General features: G+C 70.7%; 20 protein-coding genes. 12 read left to right on the top strand and 8 right to left on the bottom strand.

Annotated features, from left to right (window positions below; all coding sequences use genetic code 11):
- Positions 1-78: 78 nt before the first annotated feature.
- Together AC3E6M_RS00405 and AC3E6M_RS00400 are read right to left on the bottom strand one after the other, a co-directional pair.
- Positions 79-1287 carry a cation:proton antiporter domain-containing protein gene (locus AC3E6M_RS00405; protein ID WP_138173176.1) on the bottom strand — a complete coding sequence of 403 codons (1209 nt, stop codon included), beginning with the start codon at positions 1285-1287 and terminating at the stop codon, positions 79-81.
- 43 nt (positions 1288-1330) lie between these two features.
- Positions 1331-1840: a hypothetical protein gene (locus tag AC3E6M_RS00400; protein ID WP_138173174.1), complete on the bottom strand. Its 510-nt coding sequence runs from the start codon at positions 1838-1840 to the stop codon at positions 1331-1333.
- 149 nt (positions 1841-1989) lie between these two features.
- Between AC3E6M_RS00400 and AC3E6M_RS00395 the strand changes: the two genes are divergently transcribed.
- Together AC3E6M_RS00395 and AC3E6M_RS00390 are read left to right on the top strand one after the other, a co-directional pair.
- On the top strand, positions 1990-2667 hold the full coding sequence (locus AC3E6M_RS00395) for a response regulator (protein WP_138173172.1): 678 nt from the start codon (positions 1990-1992) through the stop codon (positions 2665-2667).
- Entirely contained in the window at positions 2664-3767 is a 1104-nt protein-coding gene (locus AC3E6M_RS00390; protein ID WP_138173170.1) for a sensor histidine kinase, read from the top strand. The genes AC3E6M_RS00395 and AC3E6M_RS00390 overlap by 4 nt, the downstream gene beginning before the upstream one ends.
- Before the next feature lie 59 nt (positions 3768-3826).
- On the opposite strand, the gene hpxO is transcribed toward AC3E6M_RS00390, so the two are convergent.
- The 3 genes from hpxO to uraD are packed head-to-tail and all read right to left on the bottom strand — an operon-like array spanning position 3827 to position 5862.
- Positions 3827-5011, bottom strand: coding sequence for an FAD-dependent urate hydroxylase HpxO (gene hpxO, locus AC3E6M_RS00385; protein WP_138173168.1), 1185 nt, complete (start codon positions 5009-5011; stop codon positions 3827-3829).
- Positions 5012-5017: 6 nt separating this feature from the next.
- The gene (gene uraH, locus AC3E6M_RS00380) at positions 5018-5338 is read right to left on the bottom strand and encodes a hydroxyisourate hydrolase (protein ID WP_138173166.1); all 321 of its coding nucleotides are present in this window, start codon (positions 5336-5338) and stop codon (positions 5018-5020) included.
- On the bottom strand, positions 5335-5862 hold the full coding sequence (gene uraD / locus AC3E6M_RS00375; RefSeq protein ID WP_138173164.1) for a 2-oxo-4-hydroxy-4-carboxy-5-ureidoimidazoline decarboxylase: 528 nt from the start codon (positions 5860-5862) through the stop codon (positions 5335-5337). Before uraD ends, uraH begins: the two co-directional genes overlap by 4 nt.
- 283 nt (positions 5863-6145) lie before the next feature.
- Between uraD and allB the strand changes: the two genes are divergently transcribed.
- From allB to AC3E6M_RS00345, 6 genes are all read left to right on the top strand, one after another.
- On the top strand, positions 6146-7474 hold the full coding sequence (gene allB, locus AC3E6M_RS00370) for an allantoinase AllB (RefSeq protein ID WP_171024197.1): 1329 nt from the start codon (positions 6146-6148) through the stop codon (positions 7472-7474).
- On the top strand, positions 7471-8655 hold the full coding sequence (locus tag AC3E6M_RS00365; RefSeq protein ID WP_138173162.1) for an acetamidase/formamidase family protein: 1185 nt from the start codon (positions 7471-7473) through the stop codon (positions 8653-8655). Before allB ends, AC3E6M_RS00365 begins: the two co-directional genes overlap by 4 nt.
- Complete coding sequence (locus AC3E6M_RS00360) at positions 8652-8804, top strand: hypothetical protein (RefSeq protein ID WP_394529625.1); 153 nt, start codon at positions 8652-8654, stop codon at positions 8802-8804. Before AC3E6M_RS00365 ends, AC3E6M_RS00360 begins: the two co-directional genes overlap by 4 nt.
- Entirely contained in the window at positions 8801-10417 is a 1617-nt protein-coding gene (locus AC3E6M_RS00355; protein ID WP_138173160.1) for an AtzH-like domain-containing protein, read from the top strand. The genes AC3E6M_RS00360 and AC3E6M_RS00355 overlap by 4 nt, the downstream gene beginning before the upstream one ends.
- A 334-nt stretch (positions 10418-10751) precedes the next feature.
- Positions 10752-11999: a pyridoxal-phosphate-dependent aminotransferase family protein gene (locus tag AC3E6M_RS00350; protein ID WP_394529626.1), complete on the top strand. Its 1248-nt coding sequence runs from the start codon at positions 10752-10754 to the stop codon at positions 11997-11999.
- Positions 11996-13273 (top strand): allantoate amidohydrolase, encoded by a 1278-nt coding sequence (locus AC3E6M_RS00345; RefSeq protein WP_138176390.1) that lies wholly within the window; start codon positions 11996-11998, stop codon positions 13271-13273. The genes AC3E6M_RS00350 and AC3E6M_RS00345 overlap by 4 nt, the downstream gene beginning before the upstream one ends.
- Here the strand turns inward: AC3E6M_RS00345 and AC3E6M_RS00340 are convergent.
- Positions 13270-14577 (bottom strand): hypothetical protein, encoded by a 1308-nt coding sequence (locus AC3E6M_RS00340; protein WP_138176388.1) that lies wholly within the window; start codon positions 14575-14577, stop codon positions 13270-13272. The genes AC3E6M_RS00345 and AC3E6M_RS00340 overlap by 4 nt on opposite strands.
- A 221-nt stretch (positions 14578-14798) precedes the next feature.
- On the opposite strand from AC3E6M_RS00340, the gene AC3E6M_RS00335 reads away from it, so the two are divergent.
- The 4 genes from AC3E6M_RS00335 (at position 14799) to AC3E6M_RS00320 (ending at position 18646) form a co-directional block, all read left to right on the top strand.
- Complete coding sequence (locus AC3E6M_RS00335) at positions 14799-15656, top strand: helix-turn-helix transcriptional regulator (RefSeq protein ID WP_138176386.1); 858 nt, start codon at positions 14799-14801, stop codon at positions 15654-15656.
- A 274-nt stretch (positions 15657-15930) separates the two neighbouring features.
- Positions 15931-17001: a Fic family protein gene (locus AC3E6M_RS00330; protein ID WP_252371021.1), complete on the top strand. Its 1071-nt coding sequence runs from the start codon at positions 15931-15933 to the stop codon at positions 16999-17001.
- Positions 17002-17341: 340 nt separating this feature from the next.
- Entirely contained in the window at positions 17342-17728 is a 387-nt protein-coding gene (locus tag AC3E6M_RS00325; protein WP_138176382.1) for an antitoxin HicB, read from the top strand.
- A gap of 63 nt (positions 17729-17791) precedes the next feature.
- Positions 17792-18646 (top strand): PhzF family phenazine biosynthesis protein, encoded by an 855-nt coding sequence (locus tag AC3E6M_RS00320; protein ID WP_138176380.1) that lies wholly within the window; start codon positions 17792-17794, stop codon positions 18644-18646.
- Between the two features lie 13 nt (positions 18647-18659).
- Here the strand turns inward: AC3E6M_RS00320 and AC3E6M_RS00315 are convergent, their stop codons facing one another.
- A complete protein-coding gene (locus tag AC3E6M_RS00315) occupies positions 18660-18893 on the bottom strand; it encodes a DUF8462 domain-containing protein (protein WP_490528955.1) in 234 nt (77 codons plus the stop codon).
- A 440-nt stretch (positions 18894-19333) separates the two neighbouring features.
- Positions 19334-20344 (bottom strand): Gfo/Idh/MocA family protein, encoded by a 1011-nt coding sequence (locus AC3E6M_RS00310; protein ID WP_138176378.1) that lies wholly within the window; start codon positions 20342-20344, stop codon positions 19334-19336.
- Positions 20345-20351: the final 7 nt, after the last annotated feature.

Below are 20351 nucleotides of genomic sequence, written 5' to 3'. Positions count from 1 at the left end.
CCGCCGCGGCTTCCGGGGCCATCGGCCATCCGGCCGTGGGTCGCATCCGATCGGGTGGTGCCGCCGCTGCCGACCGGGTCAACGAGCGCCCACCTGCGCCGGCCACAGCCACCGGACCATCAGCGGCCCGGCGATGCCGTGGAGCACCACGCTGCCCAGAACGACCATGCACGTGGCGGCGAGCACGAGGAATCCCTCCTCGCCGGGGAGGGCATTGGCGGCGATCAGGCCGAAGACGATGGATGCCGCGCCGCGTGGCCCCATCGCGGCGACGAACAGTCTCTCCTTCGGCGTCGCGTCACTGCCGATCAGCGAGAGGAGGACGGGGAGGAACCGGCCGAGCGTCAGGGCGACGAGCGCGAGGACGATGGCCGGCCACCATTCGTACGTCTCGCTCAGCAGGACGATCGCGGCGAAGCCGAAGGCGAGCCACAGCAGCAGGTTCAGCAGCCAGGACAGGTCTTCGAGCAGGGTGATCTCTGCGGCGGCGAGAGGATCCGTGCCGCGGGTGAGGCGCACGGCCACGCCCGCGACGAAGACGGCGACGAAGCCGTTGCCTTGGAGGGCGAGCGCCAACCCGAACACGATCAGCGGCGCGGCGATGAAGGCGATGCGCATGCTCTGCGGCTCCGTCCAGCCGCGACGGTCCGCGAAGCGGATCGCTCCACCGATCACGGCTCCGGCGACGGCGCCCACCAGGATGGCGATGAGACCGGCCGGTGCGGCAACGGCGAAGGCGCGGCCGGCGTCGGAGGTCGTCCCCGCCGCCGCGAAGGCGACGGCGCCGAGGAGGAAGGGCGAGACCAGACCGTCGTTGTAGCCGCTCTCGATGCTCAACCACCGGCGCACGCGCGCCGGGACACGGCTATCGCGTACGAGCGACGTCTCTGGTGAGAAGTCGGCCGGGACCGAGATGCAGGCGATGGCCAGGATGACCGCGATCGACAGCCCCAGCGGCAGCACGAGTCCGACGGCGAGCACCAGGATGAGCGACAGCGGCAGGCCGATGCCGAGAAGGCGCGCGGGCACGCCGGTGAAGTGGGAGCGCAGCGACCCGCGCACCTCGAGGGCGTCCACGAAGAGCAGGTAGGCGAGCACGATCTCCGCGAAGAAGAGGGTCGCCTTCGAGTCCAGGAACAGCTCACCCTGGCCCGGTAGCAGCGCCCCGGCGAGAAGGCCGAGCGCCGTCATGACGATGGGGCCGTTGACCGTGGCCTTGCGGAACAGCCGGCTCCACAGTGCCCAGATGAGCAGGGCGGCGCCGATGACGAGAAGGGGGACGGACAACGTGTGCTCCTGCGGTGTCGGTGGGCGGGCGAGGGCGGAGCGCTCAGCTCGCGAAGAGATCGATGTCGACCTCGTCGACATCGGGGAGGAAGCCCTGCGAAACGGTCAGGCGCACGGTCGCGATGCCATCCCACTCGCGATCGTCCCGTGGAGTCAGAGCTCGGACGCGAAGGGTGACCCCGGCGGCGGTTTCGTCGCGACTCAGCGCGAGTCTGTCGCCCCCGTCCACCCACTCGCCGTCACGGAGCAGGCTCAGCCGCGCGCGCGAGGCCGCCCCGTCGACGAGTTCGACCGTTGCCGAGGCATCGCGCGTCAGGGAGGCGACGGGGGCCGTTCGGAGTTCGACGGCGCCGGGCCTCTCGTCGGTCGGCCCGGCGGAGCTCTCCGAGGCTGCCGTCGCCTCGTCGAGGCGCGCCACACCGTGGCCCCGGATGCCGAGGGGCAGAGCGACGATGGAGAGCGTCACCGCGAGCGCAAGGGCGATCCCGCCGACGATGAGTCTGCGCCGGGCCTGTCGGGCCGTGGGAACGCGCTCGGGAGCGACAACGTGCATGCGATCTCCTCTGAACCGGGGGCGGGACTTTTCCACTGTCGCTCGTCGCCGGGAGTTCGGCACCGGCCGACCGGCTACGCTCCGGTCCGTTCGGGTAGACGAGGTCGCGTCACGCTCCCCGGGTGCCGCCGACTCCCTAACCTGGGCGCATGGCCTCCACTGCCTCCGCCCCCATCCGTGTCGTCGTCGTCGATGACGAGGCACTCGTCCGTTCGGGCTTCTCCTACATCCTCGATGCCGCTCCCGACATCGAGGTGGTCGCGACCGCTGACGGCGTGGAGGCGATGGACGTGCTCGAGGACGCACGTCCCGATGTGGTGCTGCTCGATATCCGGATGCCGGGACGCGACGGCCTGGAGGTGCTCCGCGAGATCCGCGCGCGCGGGTGGGCCATGACGGTCGCGATCCTGACGACCTTCGACTCCGACGATCACATCGCCGCGGCCCTCGAAGCGGGAGCGGCGGGCTTCCTCGTCAAGGACACCGACCCCCGTCAGCTCCCGCAACTCGTCCGCACCCTGCACGGGGGCGGCGTTGTCTTCTCGCCGACGGTGAGTCGGGCGGTGGTCGCGGGGTATCTGCGGCCGGAGCCCGGAGCCGATGAGCGGCTCGTGGCCGAGCTCACCGAGCGCGAGAAGGAGATCCTCGTGCACCTCGGGCGGGGGCTGTCCAACATCCAGATCGGTTCCGCGATGTTCCTGAGCCCCGCCACGGTGAAGGCGCACATCAGCTCGATCCTCGGCAAGCTCGGTGTCGATGGTCGTGTCTCGGCCGCCCTCGTCGCCGAGCGGGCGGGCCTCCTGCGCGACGCGGGTGGTGCCCGATGAACCGTCGTGCCCTCCTCATCGACCTCGCCCTGGTCGCGGCGGCGGCGGTGGACGGCATCCTGAATCTCTACACCGCGGGCGCGCCCGAGCTCGTCCTCACGCTCGTCGCCGCAGCGGGGCTCCTCTTCCGGCGACGTTTTCCGCTGGTGAGCGTCGCCCTGGCACTCCCCTCCCTCTTCGTGACGGGCGGACCGATCGCCTCGGTGATCGCCCTGTACACCGTCGCTGCGCTGATGACGTCGACGACGGTCGTGGTGGTGGCGTCGGTGGCGACGTTCCTCGGCCTCGTCGCATCGTGGCAGTTCTTCGAATCGCTGAACGATCTACTTCTCGCTGTGGTGTACGCGACGATGACCTCGGGCGGCGCTGTGGCGATCGGCCGTCTGCGCCGCAGCCAGAGCAGGCTGGCCGCGAGCCTGTCCGAGCTTCGGCGCGTGCGCGAAGAGGAGAACCGGCTCGCCGCCCGCGAGGCGGTCGCCGAGGAGCGCGCTCACCTGGCCCGTGAGATGCACGACGTCGTATCGCATCAGGTGAGTCTCATCACTGTGCAGGCCGGGGCGCTGATGGTGCGTGCCGCCGATCCCGAGGTCGTGGAGACGGCCGACACCATTCGCATCCTGGCGGCGACCACTCTCACGGAACTGCGGCAGATGCTGATGGTGTTGCGCGCGGACGGGCCCGAGGCGGCACCGCTGACCCCGCAGCCCACCCTCGACCACCTCGACGCGTTGCTCGACGCGACCGATCTCGACGTCACCGCGGACATCGCCCTACCGTCGGGCCTGCCGCGGGTGGCGCAGCGCGCGATCTATCGGACGATCCAGGAGGGTCTGACGAACGCGCGCAAACATGCTCCCGGCGCCCGCGTCGAGGTGACGGCCGGCGTCGTCGACGGAACCACGGCGCAGCTGCGCGTGCGCAATGCGATGCCGGAAGCGCCCGTGGCCGCACCGGTCGAGACCGCTCGGCTCGGTCATCTGGGCCTTTCCGAGCGCGCGCACATGCTCGGCGGCACCTTCCGCGCGGGACCGACGGCCGACGGTGCGTACGAGATCGAGCTGCGCTTCCCGCTCTCGGGCGCCGGAACCGCGCGGGACTGACGGGTTCTTCTGGAGTCCGGCCTCGCGCCTGCGCCCGCGGGCCCGCGCCGCGGCCCCGATCAGCGCAGCACGCTGGCGCCGAGCTCGACCGGGCTGCCCTCGATGTTGCCGACGATCCCGCGGATCACTCCCGTGCCGTCCTCGCGGCGCAGGCCGTCGTACCAGGCCTGCGTGGCCTCGACGTCGAACGCGTGCGTCTCGTGCGCGCGCTTGCGGGCGCGCAGCACCAGGTCGCCGGCCCGCTCGGTGCGGATCCGCTCGTACCGCTTCAGCGAGTCCTCGACGCCGAGGGTGGTCGTGGCGAACACGATGCCGAGGGCGAAGCTGTCCTCCAGCGCCGAGCACGCGCCCTGCCCGATGTCGGGGGCGGTGTTGTGCGCGGCATCACCGAGGATCGCCACGCGCCCCCGCACCCACGTGTCGAACGGGTCGATGTCCCAGATCTCGACGCGGTTGAGCGAGGCGTCGGGGTCGATGGCATCCAGAAGGGCCCGAACGCCCGGGGCGCCCCACGAACCGAACGCCGTCTCGAGCGCGGCCATGCGGTCCTCCAGCACGCCCGATGGGCCCGGCACGTCGACGAAGAAGTAGAAGCGGTCGCCCGCGACCGGCATGACGGCGCAGCGTTTTCCGTCGCCGACATACGTCGTCCACTGTTCGGGCGGTCCGATGCGCGGGTCGGCGTCGACCAGGCCGTTGTAGTTCACGTAGCCCGAGTAGCGCCGTTCGGGGCGGATGCCGCTGGGCTCGGTGACGTAGTCCCGTACGAGCGAGCGCGCCCCGTCGGCCCCGATGAGCAGGTCGGCGGTGTCGGTCGTGCCGTCGGCGAACGTCGCCGTCACGGTGGTGCCGTCGTCGGAGACCCCGACCAGCTGTCGGCCGAGGTGGATGTGGCCTGCGCCCACGGCATCCATCATGAGCGCCTGCAGGTCGGCGCGCGCGACGGGGTAGGGCCGCTGCCCGGTCTGGGAGGTGACGGATGCCAGGCTGAACCGGCACATCTCGTCGCCGGTGTGTCCGTCGTAGTAGGCCATGTCGTCCATGCGACCGCCGAGGGCGGCGACCTGGGGGCCGAGGCCGAGCCAGTTGAGGACCTTCACGCCGTTGGACCACAGCGACAGCGCGGCACCGACCGGGCGGTTCTCGCGCATCCGGTCGTAGACGACGACCTCGTGGCCGAGCTTCTGCAGCGCGAGGGCGGCGGAGGTGCCGCCGACGCCGGCGCCGATGACGATGACCTTCATGGCTCCTCAGCTTCCGCGGTAGGTCGTGTAGGCGAACGGGCTCAGCAGCAGCGGCACGTGCAGGTGCCCCTCGCCCGTGACGGTGAACGCCACCGTCGCGACGGGGTGGAACGACGCGACGCCGCGGGCGCGGAAGTAGGCGCCGGTGTCGAACGTCAGCGCGTAGTCGCCGTCGTCGAGGCGATCGGGGCCGAGCGCGAGGCGCCCGTCGGCGTCGGTGGACGCCGAGTCGATCGTCGCGCCGTCGAGGTGAGCCAGCGTCAGCGTGATGCCGGCCGCGGGCGTTCCGGTCGCGGCATCCAGGACGTGGGTGGTGAGGTGCGTCATTCGGCGGGCTCCGGTTCGTCGGGGGCGTCGTCGGCGAGGGTGGTCCGCAGGCGCAGCAGCGCGATCTCGGCGAGCTGCCGCGTCGCCTCGACCGTCTCGGCGTCGGGGCCGTTGCCGAGCCGCCGCTCGAGTTCGGCGCGGATCTCGCCCGGCGTGCGCCCGGCCGCGCGGATGAGGAACACGCGGCCGAAACGCTCTTCGTATGCGGCGTTGCCGGCCGCGATCGCGGCGACGTCGTCGTCGGCGGCGGTGGTCATCGCGGCCTGTTCGCGTCGGGATGCCGCGGCCTCGGCGTTCTCGCCCGACACCGTGGCGCCGATGCGCGGGTGGGCGTGCAGGGCCTGTGCGAGGTCGTCCGGCGACCAGGCGGAGGCGAGGTCTCCGGCGTAGGCGGCGAGGGCGTCGACATCCGCGTAGGGGCGGCCGGCGACGACGGCGTCCACCCACCCCGGGATGTCGGCCCACACCCGCACGACGGCGTCGGCCTCGGCGGCATCCGCGGTGTTGAAGGCGGTGAGGTGCATGCCCGCCACGCTATGCCGCGCGCGTTACGGGGCTGTGGCGCGATGTGTCGGCGATGTTGCTGTGAGGAACATTGTGGTGTGCCGGCTCTGGGTTCGGGGCCGTGGCTGGGCCGGGCTGTCGGGATTGGGGCGCGTTTCTCCGTTTGGGGCGCGTTATTCTGCGCCCCAAACGGAAGATCGCGCCCCAAACCCCGCCGACGCGACCCTATCCACGGCCCAGGTGTTCGCATGAATGTTGATGACGGTTACATCGGCGAAACGCGGGGCACTTAGCGTGATCGGCATGAGTACGAGGATCGCGGCCCGCCGCACGTTCGTCGACGGACGTTTCACTCCCGCCACGGTCGTGATCGACGAGGGCCAGATCACCGCCGTCACCGTCTTCGATCCGATGGCCGACCGCGTGCTGCCCGACGACGCTGTGCTGCTGCCGGGCCTCGTCGACTCGCACGTGCACCTCGACGAGCCCGGCCGCACCGAGTGGGAGGGCTTCGCCACCGGCACCGCTGCCGCCGCGGCCGGGGGAGTCACGACCGTGGTCGACATGCCGCTCAACAGCTCGCCGGTCACGACGACCCCCGAAGCCCTGGATGCCAAGCGCGCCGCCGCGGCGGGAAAGCTCGCGGTCGACGTGGCCTACTGGGGAGGTGCCGTCCCCGACAACCTCGGGTCGCTCCGCGCGCTGGCGGATGCCGGGGTCGTCGGGGTCAAGTGCTTCCTCTCGCCGAGCGGCATCGACGAGTTCGGCCACCTCGACGCGAACCAGCTCGAGGCGTGTCTCGCCGAGCTCGCCGTGTTCGACGGGTTGCTCATCGTGCACGCCGAAGACCCGGCGCATCTGCACGGCGACGGTCCGCTCGGACCGCGCTACGCCGACTTCGAGGCGACGCGTCCACCGCAGAGCGAGCGCGCGGCCATCCGCCGGGTCGTCGAGGCGGCCCGCCGCACCGGCGCCCGCGCGCACATCGTGCACGTGTCCGACGGTGAGGCGCTCGACGACGTCCGTGCCGCGAAGGCCGAGGGCGTGCGTCTGACCGTCGAGACGTGCCCGCACTACCTCACCCTGGACGCCGCCGAGGTGCCCGACGGGGCCGCGGCGTTCAAGTGCTGCCCACCGATCCGCGGCGCCGCGAACCGAGACCTGCTGTGGGCGGGGGTGGTCGACGGCACCATCGACGCCATCGTCAGCGACCACTCGCCCGCGACGGTGGAGCTCAAGTCCAACCCCGACTTCGGCCTGGCCTGGGGCGGAATCGCGGGGCTCCAGACCGGCCTGTCGTCGGTGCATACCGCGGGGCGGGGGCGCGGCATCCGTCTCGAAGATCTGCTGCCCCTACTGACCACAGGGCCCGCCCGCCTCGCGGGTCTCGTGGGCCTCGGCGTCATCGCTCCCGGCGCCCCGGCGCACCTCGTTGCGTTCGCTCCCGACGAGGAATTCGTCGTGGATGCCACGGCCCTCGAATACCGCAACCCGGTCTCGCCGTGGCACGGGCAGACGCTCACCGGCGTCGTACGCGAGACGTGGCTGCGCGGCGAGTCGGTGTTCCGCCGCGGTGAACCGGTGACGCTCCGCGCGGGGCGCGAGCTCGTGAACACGGTGGTCGAGGCATGAGCGCCGTGGTGGCGCCCGGCGCGCGGGTTCCCGGGGGCGCGGAGGCTCCGATCCTGCAGCCCGGCGTCGGTCCGATCCCCGGCGACCACTACGTCCGCGCGACGCCTGAGACGGTGCTGTGGGGGCGGCTTCCGTGCGCGGACGACGCCGCGGTGCTCGAGATCGCGTCGGGTGAGACCGTGACGTTCGACACCGTGAGCCATGAGGGCATCCTCGACGACCAGGGCAAAGACCCGGCGGCGTACTTCGCGTCGCACGGTGTGCCCGCGGAGCATGTGCTCGATGACGCGATCGAGATCGCGGCATCCGTCGCCCGTGACGTGATGACCGACGGCCCGCACGTCGTCGTCGGCCCCGTGCACGTGCGCGGCGCGCACCCCGGCGATCTGCTGAAGATCACGGTCGAGCAGCTCGCCCCGCGCGTGCCGTACGGCGTGATCTCGAACCGCCACGGCAAGGGCGCGCTCGTGGGCGAACTGCCCCGCGGAGAGCACAACGTCAGCGTCTTCGCCGCCGTCGCTGAACGGGACGGGGTGCTGCACGGCACGTTGCCCCTCGCGGAGGGCGCCGCGCCGGTGGTGGCGTTCCCGCTCGCACCGTTCCTCGGCACGATGGGCGTCGCCGTCGCCGGGCATGAGCGACCGCACTCGGTTCCGCCCGGCACCCACGGTGGCAACATCGACATCAACCTGCTCGTCGAGGGGACGACGCTGTTCCTCCCGGTGCAGGTCGAGGGGGCGCTCGCGTACGTCGGCGATCCGCACTTCGCGCAGGGCGACGGCGAGGTCGCGCTCACCGCGCTCGAGGCCTCGCTGCGCGCGACGCTGCGTTTCGAGGTGATCCCCGCGGATGCCGCCCGCGCGGCGTTCGGAGACATCACCGGACCACTCGTGCGGACCCCCGACTACCTCGTGCCGACCGGCATGGACCCCGACCTGGATGCCGCGATGCGCGCGTGCGTCCGCGCGTCGTTGTCGCTGATCGGGGGCCGCTGGGGCATGGACGAGCACCTCGCCTACGCGTACCTCAGCGCCGCGACCGACTTCGACATCTCGCAGGTGGTCGACATCGTGTCGGGGGTGCACGCCCGCATCCGCGAGGCGGACTTCGCGGCGGTTGCCGCCGTGGAGCCCGCGCCCCTGGCATCCATCGCCCCTGACACCGAGGGAGACGCCCCGTGACCCCCGCTCTCGCCCGCGCCTTGGCTCGCACCGAGGCTCCGTCGCCCGCTCCCGCCCCGTCGGTATCCCGCGGACGGGGGTGGGTCGCCACGACGATCGCGCGTCTCGGTCCGTCGACCGACACCGCGTCCGAGAGGGACGAGCGATGACGGATGCCACGGGTTCGGGCGCGGTCCCGGTCGATGCCGCCGTCGGCGCATCGATCCCGGCCGACCTGCGCGAGGCCTTCGACGCGTACGAACGCGCGATCGTCGCGAACGACCTCGATGTGCTCGACGCGTTCTTCGCGCCCGGGCCTCAGACCCTGCGCGGCGACACGGGCGGGCTCCTCGTCGGGCACGACGCGATCAGCGGGTTCCGCGCGCTGCGCGGCGGCGTCCCTCCGCGCGAGATCGCCGAGGTGCACTACCGGCCGCTCGGCGACGACGTCGCGCTCCTTGTCTCGGTCTCGGCGTTCCGCGGCGGCGGGCGGGGGCTGCAGACGCAGGTGTGGCAGCGGATCGGCGGGCAGTGGCTCATCACCGCGGCCCACGTGACCCCGCGCACCCCGGCGCTGGACCGCACGATCTGGCGCAGCGTCGGCGACCCGTTCCAGCAGGGCGCGTGGGAGGGGCCACTCGAGGGGCTCACCGTCGCGGTGAAGGATCTGTTCGCGATCGCGGGGTTCCGCATCGGCGCGGGCAACCCCACGTTCCTCGAGGAGGCCCGCCCCGAGAAGGCCACCGCCCCGGCCGTCGCCGATCTGCTCCGCGCGGGAGCGTCGCTGCGGGGGATCGCCCGCACCGACGAGTTCGCGTATTCGATCGCGGGCGACAACGTGCACTACGGAACTCCGCCGAACGGCGCCGTCGTGGGTGCGCTGCCCGGCGGCTCGTCGAGCGGACCGGCGTCCGCCGTCGCCCTGGGCCACGCCGACATCGGTCTCGCGACCGACACGGCGGGGTCCATCCGCGTGCCCGCGTCCTACCAGGGCCTCTGGGGCCTCCGCACGACGTATGACCTCGTGCCGCGACAGGGCATGCTGCCGCTCGCGCAGTCGTTCGACACGATCGGCTGGCTCACCCGCGACGGCGAGACCCTCCAGCGCGTCGCCGACTGGTGCCTGAGCTACGACGGCTCGGCCTCGACCGAGAACGTCTACGGCGCGTCGGGCGATGACCTGCCGTGGCGCTTCCTCGTGCCCGAGGAGATTCTCGACTGCGTCGAGCCCGCCACCCGCACCGAGTTCTCGCGGATGCTCGCCGCGCTCGCGGCATCCGAGGATCCGCCCCCGTTCCGTGCCGTGCACACGGGAGACCTGGATGCCACCTTCACGGCGTTCCGCACCGTGCAGGGCGCCGAAGCCTGGCGCAACAACGGCGAGTGGATGCGCGCGCACCCCGGGGCGGTGGGTCCGGCGGTGGCGGAGCGGTTCCGCATCGCGTCGCAGATCACCGCCGCGCAGGAGACCTCGGCGCGCGCTGAGCTGGAGCCGCTCGCCGCGGCCCTGGCCGAACTCGTCGACGGTGCCGTGCTGATCTTCCCGACCGTCCCCGGCCCCGCGCCCCTGCGCACCGCCGACGTGGATGCCGTCCGCGCGGCGACCCTGCGCATGACCGCCCCCGCGGCGGTGGCGGGGCTCCCCGCGGTCTCGGTGCCGCTCTTGACCGTCGCCGGCGCACCGGTCGGCGTGTGCCTGGTGTCGCGCGCCGGCACCGACATCGCGCTGGTCCGCCTGGCCCGGCGCCTTTCGGCGCTGGTCGGTGCGGAGGCCGGCCGATGAGCCGCGTTGCCCCGTCGCCCGGCCGAGCGAAACTCCTGATTTTCTGCGCCGAGATGGCGATCGGCCGCCCCCGCGTGCCATCCGCCGCCGGTTTATCAGGAGTTTCGCCCGCTCCCGCCCGCCGCTCGCTCCGCGACCCCCGCCGCGCGTCCGCGCTCGACGACGGCGGGTCGCCCCGTGCGAAACTCCTGAGATTCCGGCGCGATCTCGCCGCTGCACCGGTGCCACCGGCATCCGCGGCCGGTTTCTCAGGAGTTTCGCACGCCCGCGCGTCCGCACCGCGACGCACCGACCCCGCCCACCCGAAGTCACACCCCCGCACCACGGAGCCAAGATGACCCACCTCCCCGGCCCGATCGACCCGCCCGCGCGTCTGCTGATGGGCCCCGGCCCCATCTCGGCGTACCCGAGCGTCCTGCGCGCGATGGGCGCCCCGCTCGTCGGGCAGTACGACCCGTTCATGACCGCGACGATGAACGAGACGCAAGAGCTGTACCGGCAGGTCTGGGGCACTGAGAACGACGCGACCCTGCTCATCGACGGCACGAGCCGCGCCGGCATCGAGGCGGCGATGGTGTCTCTCATCCGCCCCGGCGACCGCGTGCTCGTCCCGGTCTTCGGCCGCTTCGGCCACCTGCTCAAGGAGATCGCCGAGCGCGCGCTCGCCGAGGTCCACACGATCGAGGTGCCGTGGGGAGGGGTGTTCCCGGTCTCGACGATCCGCGAGGCGATCGAGCGGGTGAAGCCGCACGTCGTCGCGTGCGTGCAGGGCGACACGTCGACCACGATGCTCCAGCCGCTCGACGAGATCGGCGAGATCTGCCGCGCCCACGGCGCCCTGTTCTACACCGACGCGACGGCGTCTCTGGGCGGGAACCCGTTCGAGATGGATGCCTGGGGCCTGGATGCCGCGACCGCGGGCCTGCAGAAGTGCCTCGGTGGACCCTCCGGCTCGGCGCCGATCAGCCTGTCCGAGCGCGCGGTCGAGGTCGTGCGGTCGCGCGCCCGGGTCGAGGCGGGGATCCGGGAGGAGGGGGATGCCGAGGCATCCGACTTCATCCGCTCGAACTACTTCGACCTCGCGATGATCCTGGATTACTGGGGTCCGCGGCGCCTCAACCACCACACCGAGGCGACCACGATGCTCTACGGCGCGCGGGAGTGCGCGCGCGTGCTGCTGCTCGAAGGCCGCGACGAAGTGATCGCGCGGCACCAGCTGCACGGCGACGCCATGCTCGCCGGCGTCGAGGGCCTGGGGCTCACCGTCTTCGGCGACGTCGCCCACAAGATGACGAACGTCGTCGCGGTCGAGATCCCCGAGGGCGTCGTCGGCGACGCCGTGCGCGCCGAGCTGCTGAACGACTTCGGGATCGAGATCGGCACGTCGTTCGGCCCGCTGCACGGGCGCGTCTGGCGCATCGGCACGATGGGCTACAACGCCCGGAAGGATGCCGTGCTCACGACGCTCGCCGCGCTCGAGACGGTGCTCCGCCGTCACGGCGCGGCGGTCGCCGCGGGCGGTGGCGTCGAGGCCGCGCAGGGCGTATACGGGGCCGCCGTCACGGCCGGGGCCGCCGGATGAGGACGCGCCTGCAGGTCGCGCCCGAGCGCATCGCGTCGGCCGCGCGCCGCGTGATGGGCCGCTGCGAGGAGCTCGCGCGCGTCAGCTCGATGACCGGCGGGATCGAGCGCGTCTACCTCTCGCCCGAGCACGCCCGCGTCAACCGTCTCGCCGCGGAGTGGATGCGCGAGCTCGGCATGACCACGCGCCAAGACGCGGCAGGCAACCAGGTCGGTCGCCTGGCCCCCGCCGGCGCCCGCGACGCCCCGGCCCTGTTGATGGGTTCGCACCTCGACACGGTCCCGGATGCCGGGCGCTTCGACGGCATCGTGGGTGTGCTGATGGCGCTCGAGGTGGTGCGGCTGGTCCGTCGCGTGGACGACGAGGGGGTGGCATCCAGTCCGTTCCCGTTCGCGCTCGAGGTGATCGCGTTCTCGGACGAGGAGGGCACGCGCTTCGGCAAGGCGCTCCTCGGGTCGTCGGCCGTGGCCGGGCAGTGGGATCCGTCCTGGTGGGATCTGACGGATGCCGACGGCTCGACGCTGCGGCAGGCGTTCCGCGAGTTCGGCCTCGACCCGGGCCGCGTCGGCGAGGCCGCGCGCAGATCTGCGGAGCTGGTCGGGTACCTGGAGGCGCACATCGAGCAGGGTCCCGAGCTCGACCGCGCGGGGCTGCCGCTCGCGGCGGTGTCGTCGATCGCGTCAGCGCGGCGGTTCCAGCTCGTCGTCGAGGGCGAGGCTCGGCACGCCGGCGGCACACCCTACGACATGCGCCGCGACGCGCTGCTCGGCGCGAGCGAGGCGGCGCTCGCGGTGGAGCGCATCTGCCGCGCCGAGCACCACATCGTCGGCACGGTCGGGCAGCTCGAAGCGTTCCCGGGGGCGGTGAACGTCGTGCCCGGCGAGGCGGTGTTCTCGCTCGACCTGCGCGGCGAGTTCGACGAGACCCGCGACCACACGTGGTCCGAGATCTCCGCGGAATTGGATGCCATCATGGGCCGCCGCGGCCTGCGCTGGCGGTCACGCGAGGTGCATTCCGCACCGGCGGTGTTCTGCGAGCCGCTGTTGCAGGACGTCGTGCGGGCCGGGATCGGCGGTGAGGCCCCGACCTTGTTCAGTCGCGCCGGTCACGACGCGATGGCGATCGGGGCCATCACCGGGGTGGGGATGCTGTTCCTCCGCAACCCCGATGGAATCAGTCACCACCCCGACGAGGCCGTCTCCGCCGCCGACGTCGCGGCGGGGATCCGGGCACTCGCCGAGGCGGTGCTGGGGCTGGGGGCGGAGCGGGGTTAGCAGGCCGTGGCCCGAAGGTACTGGGCCCAGTTGTTGCCGCCGACGGAGTCCCAGAGGCTGCCGCTGCTGACCTTGGTGACGTTGGTGTCGAGGATGGCGTTGTTGTACCAGAGAGTCGTCCCGTCGAGGAAGTAGCCCCATCCGGCGAGTGGGGTGGCGGAGGTGGGAACGTTGGAGAAGGTGCCGGATGAACCGCGATTGTCCTTGTGGGTCCAGGTAGATCCCTTGAGGTACTGGACCCAGTCGAGGCCGCCGGTGGAGTTCCAGAGGCTGCCGCTGCTGACCTTGGTGACGTTGGTGTCGAGGATGGCGTTGTTGTACCAGAGAGTCGTCCCGTCGAGGAAGTAGCCCCATCCGGCGAGTGGGGTGGCGGAGGTGGGAACGTTGGAGAAGGTGCCGGATGAACCGCGATTGTCCTTGTGGGTCCAGGTAGATCCCTTGAGGTACTGGACCCAGTCGAGGCCGCCGGTGGAGTTCCAGAGGCTGCCGCTGCTGACCTTGGTGACGTTGGTGTCGAGGATGGCGTTGTTGTACCAGAGAGTCGTCCCGTCGAGGAAGTAGCCCCATCCGGCGAGTGGGGTGGCGGAGGTGGGAACGTTGGAGAAGGTGCCGGATGAACCGCGATTGTCCTTGTGGGTCCAGGTAGATCCCTTGAGGTACTGGACCCAGTCGAGGCCGCCGGTGGAGTTCCAGAGGCTGCCGCTGCTGACCTTGGTGACGTTGGTGTCGAGGATGGCGTTGTTGTACCAGAGAGTCGTCCCGTCGAGGAAGTAGCCCCATCCGGCGAGTGGGGTGGCGGAGGTGGGAACGTTGGAGAAGGTTCCCGAGCTCGTCCGGCTGTCCCTCGCTATCCACGTCGATGAACTGGATGCCGAGGTCACACTCGCCGTCGCGGTGGTAGTCGGGAGTACCGAGGCCGAGAGCGTCGCGCTGCCTCCTACCGCCGGCACGTTGATCGCTGGCAGGTTCGCGCGCCCGTCCGTCCCTGTGACCTGGGTGGTCGTCGTCGCACCGCCGCTGAACGTGTACCCATCGCTCAGCGTCACGGTGACGCTCTGGCCGGCGGTCGGAACACCGCCCACCGTGACGGTCACGTACGCACCGGTGATCGTTCCGCACGCGGTGCCGTTATACGTCGCCTTGTCGAACGCGAGCGCCGTCACGCCCGAGGCGGATGCAATCGGCGCGATGGACGCCGCGGCGATCACCGGCACCGACCACGCGGCGCCGGTGAGGATCGTGCGGCGGGACGGGGCGGACGCGCGGGGCGACGAAGTTGCTGAAGTTTCGGGATCGTGAGACATAAGGGAATGCCTTTCGGGTTCGGGTATCCGCAGCATCCCGACGGCCCCGTGTCCCGGCCAAGCGCGGGTTGTCCGCGGCCGCGAGGGTGACGACAAAACTGTGCCGTCCCGGGCCGACCGAGCGCACAAGCGATTCACCGGGTGAATCCGCAGCCGTCCCGCCGACAGGGCGGGTGGTCAGCGCCGACGCTGGGAGTACGTCTCGTCCAGATCGGAGCACCATGGCGCGCAGCCTGCGGGTCGAAGGGTCCGCTGTCATCGACTGGTTCGCCGAGCGCTCCCTCGCCGCGGCCCCCGATCCGCGCGTGCCGACCATCCTGATCGCCGACGAAGCGGAGGTCGCGGCCCTCACCATCCGGCGTGTGTGGCACACGGGTGCGACGATCCAGCCGCTCGACGAGTCGGGCCCAGGCTCGATTCTCGTCCTCCAAGCCGAGGGTTCGACGACCCTCCGCATGACCGACACGAACGCCGAACTCGAAGCGGGCGACGCCCTCCTCTATCCCCACGCCGCATTGTCCAGCGCGACCACGAGCCACCCCACGGCCCGCATCGAGATCCTCTCCGTCCACAGCCTCCTCGGCCACCCCGCCCCACTCCCCGGCGCCGATGACAGCCCGGCCTGGCGGGCCTTGGCATCCACCGTCAACGCGATTCTGAACGGCGATCACCGCCTGGGCGTCGCCGCGGAGTCGGCGCTCGGACACGCGATCGAGAGCCTGTGCGCCGCGCTCATCGCCGGACGTCCCGGAGCTGATGCCGATGCCTCGGGGTTCCGTTCGGCGCAGGCCACCTTCGCCGCCGCGACGCGCGTCCTCACCGAGCGGGCCGCCGATCCCGACTTCACGGTCGAGGAGCTCGCCCGCACACTCGACGTCTCGCGGCAGTACCTGGCGCGCGTCTTCGCGCGGCACGGCAGCACGCCGCGCTCGGCGCTGCGCGCACGCCGCCTCGAACTCGCCGACGCCCTCGCCGCCACGGGGCTCTCGTCCACCGAAATCGCGCGACGGTCGGGCTTCCCGTCGGCCCGCGCTCTGTCGCACGCCCGTCGCGACCGGGACACCCGGGATGGGCGGTGAATCGGAGGGGAATTGGCATCCGAATCGAAGCGGAACCAAGAGTAACGTTGCCGTTAATCTAGGTTAGAGCTTCTAACATGGACTAACGACGCGATTGGTCTAGGTTATGACCCCGGAAAGCCCACCCAACGAACCGGAACTCGGTGAGGTTGTAGCGGCGTGGCCGCCCCACGGTTCGCGAGTCGTGCCCTGGAAGCAAGAACGCCGCGGAGGCAGTAAGCAGGATCGGATGCTGCGCGCGGTCGAGACGCGCATTCCCCCCTTCATTGCTGACGTGGACGTTCGCATCCCCACCGACCTGATCGGCGCGAACGAAGCCGCGCTTCTCGCGCTGGGCGCGATGGACGCGGAGGCAACGGGTCAGTCGGTCGCGCTGGCGCGCTTCCTCATTCGCACGGAGTCAGTCGCATCCTCGAAGATCGAGCGAGTCTCGGCGTCCGTTGAGGATTTCGCGCGGGCTCTCGCGGGCAACAAGTCGAACACGTCCGCGATGAGCATGGTCGCCGCCACGACGACCCTCGGGACAATGGTCGAGGCGGCAGGGCGCGCGGGGCAGATCGCTGTCGAGGACATCCTTCGAGCCCACCGTGACCTCATGCGGGACGATCTCATCGAAGGTCCCTACGCCGGACGGTTGCGGGACAGCCAGAACTGGATCGGCGGAAGCGACTACAGCCCGACCGGTGCACTGTACGTTCCTCCGCCCGCGGAGATGGTCGGGGAGCTCCTCGACGATCTCGTGCGATTCGCCAACCGAGACGACATCCCGACTCTCGCGCAGGCGGCACTCGCGCACGCGCAGTTCGAGTCGATCCACCCGTTCGGCGATGGCAACGGTCGTATCGGGCGTGCACTCATCGGCGCGATCCTGCGGCGGCGGGATGTGACTCGAAACACCGTCGTTCCGGTGGCGAGCGGGCTACTCGCGCGGCGGGAGGACTACTTCGACGCGCTCACCGACTATCGCGACGGCGGGACGTCGCCCCTGCTCGAACTGATCCTGCGCGCGTCGACGGTGGCGGCGGAAGCCGGGCGCGAGTCGATCCGGCGCATTTCGGCGTTTCCCGATGAGTGGGCGGAACGGGTGGAGGCGCGTCGCGGCTCAGCTGCGGCTGCCTTGATCCCCGCGTTCTTCGACAACCCGGTGATGGGGGTCGACGACGTGGAGGCTGTCGCGGGAGTGAGAGGGCAGGCGACCTATACCGCCCTTGCACGGCTCGAAGAGGCCGGAGTCGTCCAGGAGATCACGGGCCGCAAGCGCGACAAGGTGTGGGCGGCGAGCGACCTCCTCGCGGAGCTGACCGTGCTCGACTCGCGGATCGCTGCGGGGATGCGGCGGCACTGAAGGGTCGCAGCAGTGATCCGTGTGGTCCGGCGGCTGACGCCCGGCGAACTGCGGGTGAAATCGTCGGCCCGACGGGCTAGACCCCTCTTGACGCGAGGCAATCCCGGGGTAGATTCTCGAAGGGAGAGCCCAGAAGACGCGGACGGTGCTGAAGCACCTCAAGCGGCTCGGATGGATCCGGTTTCGCGGCGGGCAGGGGAGTCACGAACTCTAGGGCCTCCCGACGGATCTCAAAGAGCATCGATTCCAGTCGGGCACCGAGAGGTGTCGGTGGGGGTGTTGCGACAGATCGAAAGAGCCGGGGTCACGCTTCCCCCGACCTGGAAGTGAGAGGAAACCGATGAGTATCCAGACCTTCGACGTGACTGTCGAGCGCGAAGGACGGTGGTGGGTGTTCGACATCCCCCGGCTCGGCACAGGTGGACAAGCGCGCTCGCTCGAGGAAGTCGACCGTGAAGCGCAGGGTGTCGCCGCGATGTGGCTCGACGTCGACCCCGCCGAGGTCGCCGTCCGTCTCGAAGTCAGCGGGGCGGAGCAGCTGCTCGCCGAGTGGGTCGCCGCCGAGCATGACGAAGCGGAAGCGCGCCGCGCGCAGGCACGTGCAGCCGAACGTCGTCGCGCCGTCGTCACGGCCCTCCGTACCCACTACACCGCTCCCGACGTCGGACGAGTGCTCGGGATCAGCAAGCAGCGGGTGTACCAGATCGAGAAGGCGAAGGCGTCCTAGCCGGTGGCCACCGAAAGCCAACTGGCCCGCGACGTCCCGGCTCGCGGCCAGGAGAATCGACGCATGACCGATGCCCCTGGCACCCTGCACCTGCTCGCCTTCGCCGCGGAACCGGGCGGCGGCAACCCGGCCGGAGTGGTCCTGGATGCCGCGGCCCTCGACGACGCAGGCATGCTGCGGATCGCGGCTGACCTGGGGTATCCCGAGACGGCGTTCGTCACGGCCCGCGACGGGGACCGGCTGCGGGTGCGCTACTTCTCGCCCGAGGCCGAGGTGCCGTTCTGCGGTCACGCGACGATCGCCACGGCGGTCGCTCTGGCCGAGGCCGAGGGGCCGGGGGAGTTCGTGTTCCAGACGACCGCGGGCGACGTGCACGTCTCGACGCGGGACGACGATGGCCGGATCGCGGCGGGCTTCACGAGCGTCGAACCCGTGCTCCGCGACTTCCACGACCCCGTACCGCTGCTCGGGCTGCTCGGATTGAACGCCGACGACCTCGACCCGCGGATGCCACTCGCCGAGGCCTTCGCGGGGAATTGGCATCCGGTGGTCGCCGTCCGCACGCTCGAGCGGTTCGACGCATTCGGGTACGAGGCGGACGCGCTGCGGGTGCTGATGGACGAGCGCGGCTGGACGGGCACCGTCACGGTGGTGCACGCAGCCGGCGAAGTCGCCGACGGTGCGGTGATCGAGGCGCGCAACCTGTTCCCGGTCGGCGACATCACCGAAGACCCGGCCACGGGCTCGGCCGCCGCCGCGCTCGGCGCGTACCTGCGCGACCGCCTCGGGATGCCGGCCCCGTTCCACGTCACAGTGCATCAGGGGAGGCACATCGGTCGCCCGAGCATCCTCAAGGTGGACGCGCCGTCGGTCGGTGGCATCCAGGTGTCCGGGACGGCCGTGCCGCTGGAGGGCTGAGCCGGTCGCGTACCTACTGATGGCTCCGCGTCATGAAATCGGCGAACAGCGGGACAGTGAAGGCTGTGTCGCCGTGCGCGGGGTTGAAGATCATTCCTTTCGTGAGGAGGCCGGAACGTTGCAACGCAACGCTCTTTACCTTCACGTCTAGCTGCGCTGCAATGTCGCCGGATCGATAGGCCTGGGTCCGAGGCTTGCCATCGCTGCGAGGTGCTCCTTCTCCTTGGGTATGAGCCTGTCGAAACAGGCAAGGAAGAGGTTCCGGTCGAGATAGTCGATGACGGTACCCTGAGCGCCGATGACGCCGTCAATCTCGATGACCTGTTCTGTACTGAGATTCCACAGGTGATATCCCCATTCCTGTAGAAAACACGGATACCCGTGGTTGAGCCCAATGATCGCGGTGATCTTCTCCTGGGTGCAGCTGACGCCGTTTCGCTCTGCCGGCGGCGCTAGCGCGTCACTTTCGTCGGCGCTGTGAGTGCGCCGATAGCCGGGAACTCGAACAGATGCTCTGCGTATGACTTGGCGCCCCGGCCAGGTCAGGCGGCTAGGGGAGTCCTGCCCCGACGAGGACCACAGGGAGATTGATCAGGAGCTTCACCGAACTTATCTCTCGGGAGCCTAAGGTCGGCCGAGACCTCGCTCGGCGTGCACCTCTGCCGATCTCGCCGATGGAGGCGGAGCCTAGCGGGGCGCCGACGCGGGCCCGGCGCTACCGGGCGCTGCGAGTCGAGCGCCGGGATCTGGCACGCCCGCGGCCTCCGCGATGTCGAAGACGAGGCGCAGGCTGCGGGCGTTGTCGGCAATCGTGGGCAGGCGCCGACATTCCTCTCCCTCCATTGCGCACACGAAGGCCCGCCAGGCAGCCAGGAGATCCTCGTCGTCCATCACGGGTGACGGCGGGACGATCCGCAGCGGATGCCTGTTCGCCTGGATGCGTAGGCTCAGATCCCGTACAGAGATCTCTCCCTCGTCGCCCTCGAACACCCAGTCACCGTCCCACGTCGTCGGGCGCTGACGGGCCGCCCAAGTGGCGCGGTACGAGACCTCGGCACCCTCGGCGAGCACCAGCTGGGCATCGACGTCAGTCATTCCCCACACATGTGCATCGTGGGGGCGGCCGACCTGGGCCTTGAGCGCACAAGCCTCCTGCCCTGTGAGGAAACGCAAGAGATCCAGATGGTGGATCGACATGTCTGCGAGGAGCGGGTGTGCGAGCACCGCGCGCTCACCGTCGGTCAGCTCCGGCTGTGCGAATTCAATGCTGACGCGGCGCAGTCGGCCAATGGTGGGCAGGTGGTCCAAGACGGTGCGGGCCCATGCGCGCATGCGATAGTTCTGGTCGACCCGAACCGTGGCGGCGGCCCGGTCACCGATCGCGATCATGTCCTGCAGTTCTGAAGGCGTCCCGACGAGAGGTTTCTCACACAAGACGGGCAGGTCGCGCTCCACCGCGAGCCGTACCGCCTCAAGGTGCTCCCCCGGAGGGAGCGTCACGATGACGGCATCGAGGCCGTGATCGCGGAGGAGGCTGCGATAGTCGCCGTAGACGCGTAGAAGGGGATTGCGCGAGCTGACGTCTGCTTGTCTGCTTCGAGCAGCAACGGCGACGACCTCGACGCCAGGCTCTTGCGCAAGGACGCGCATCCACGTCTGACCCCACCGACCCATTCCCAGGATTCCGACCCCTCGCATCCGGTAC

The sequence above is a fragment of the Microbacterium sp. SCPM-O-B-15248 (M128) genome, assembly GCF_058214835.1.
This window is presented reverse-complemented; position numbering and strand designations above follow the sequence as displayed.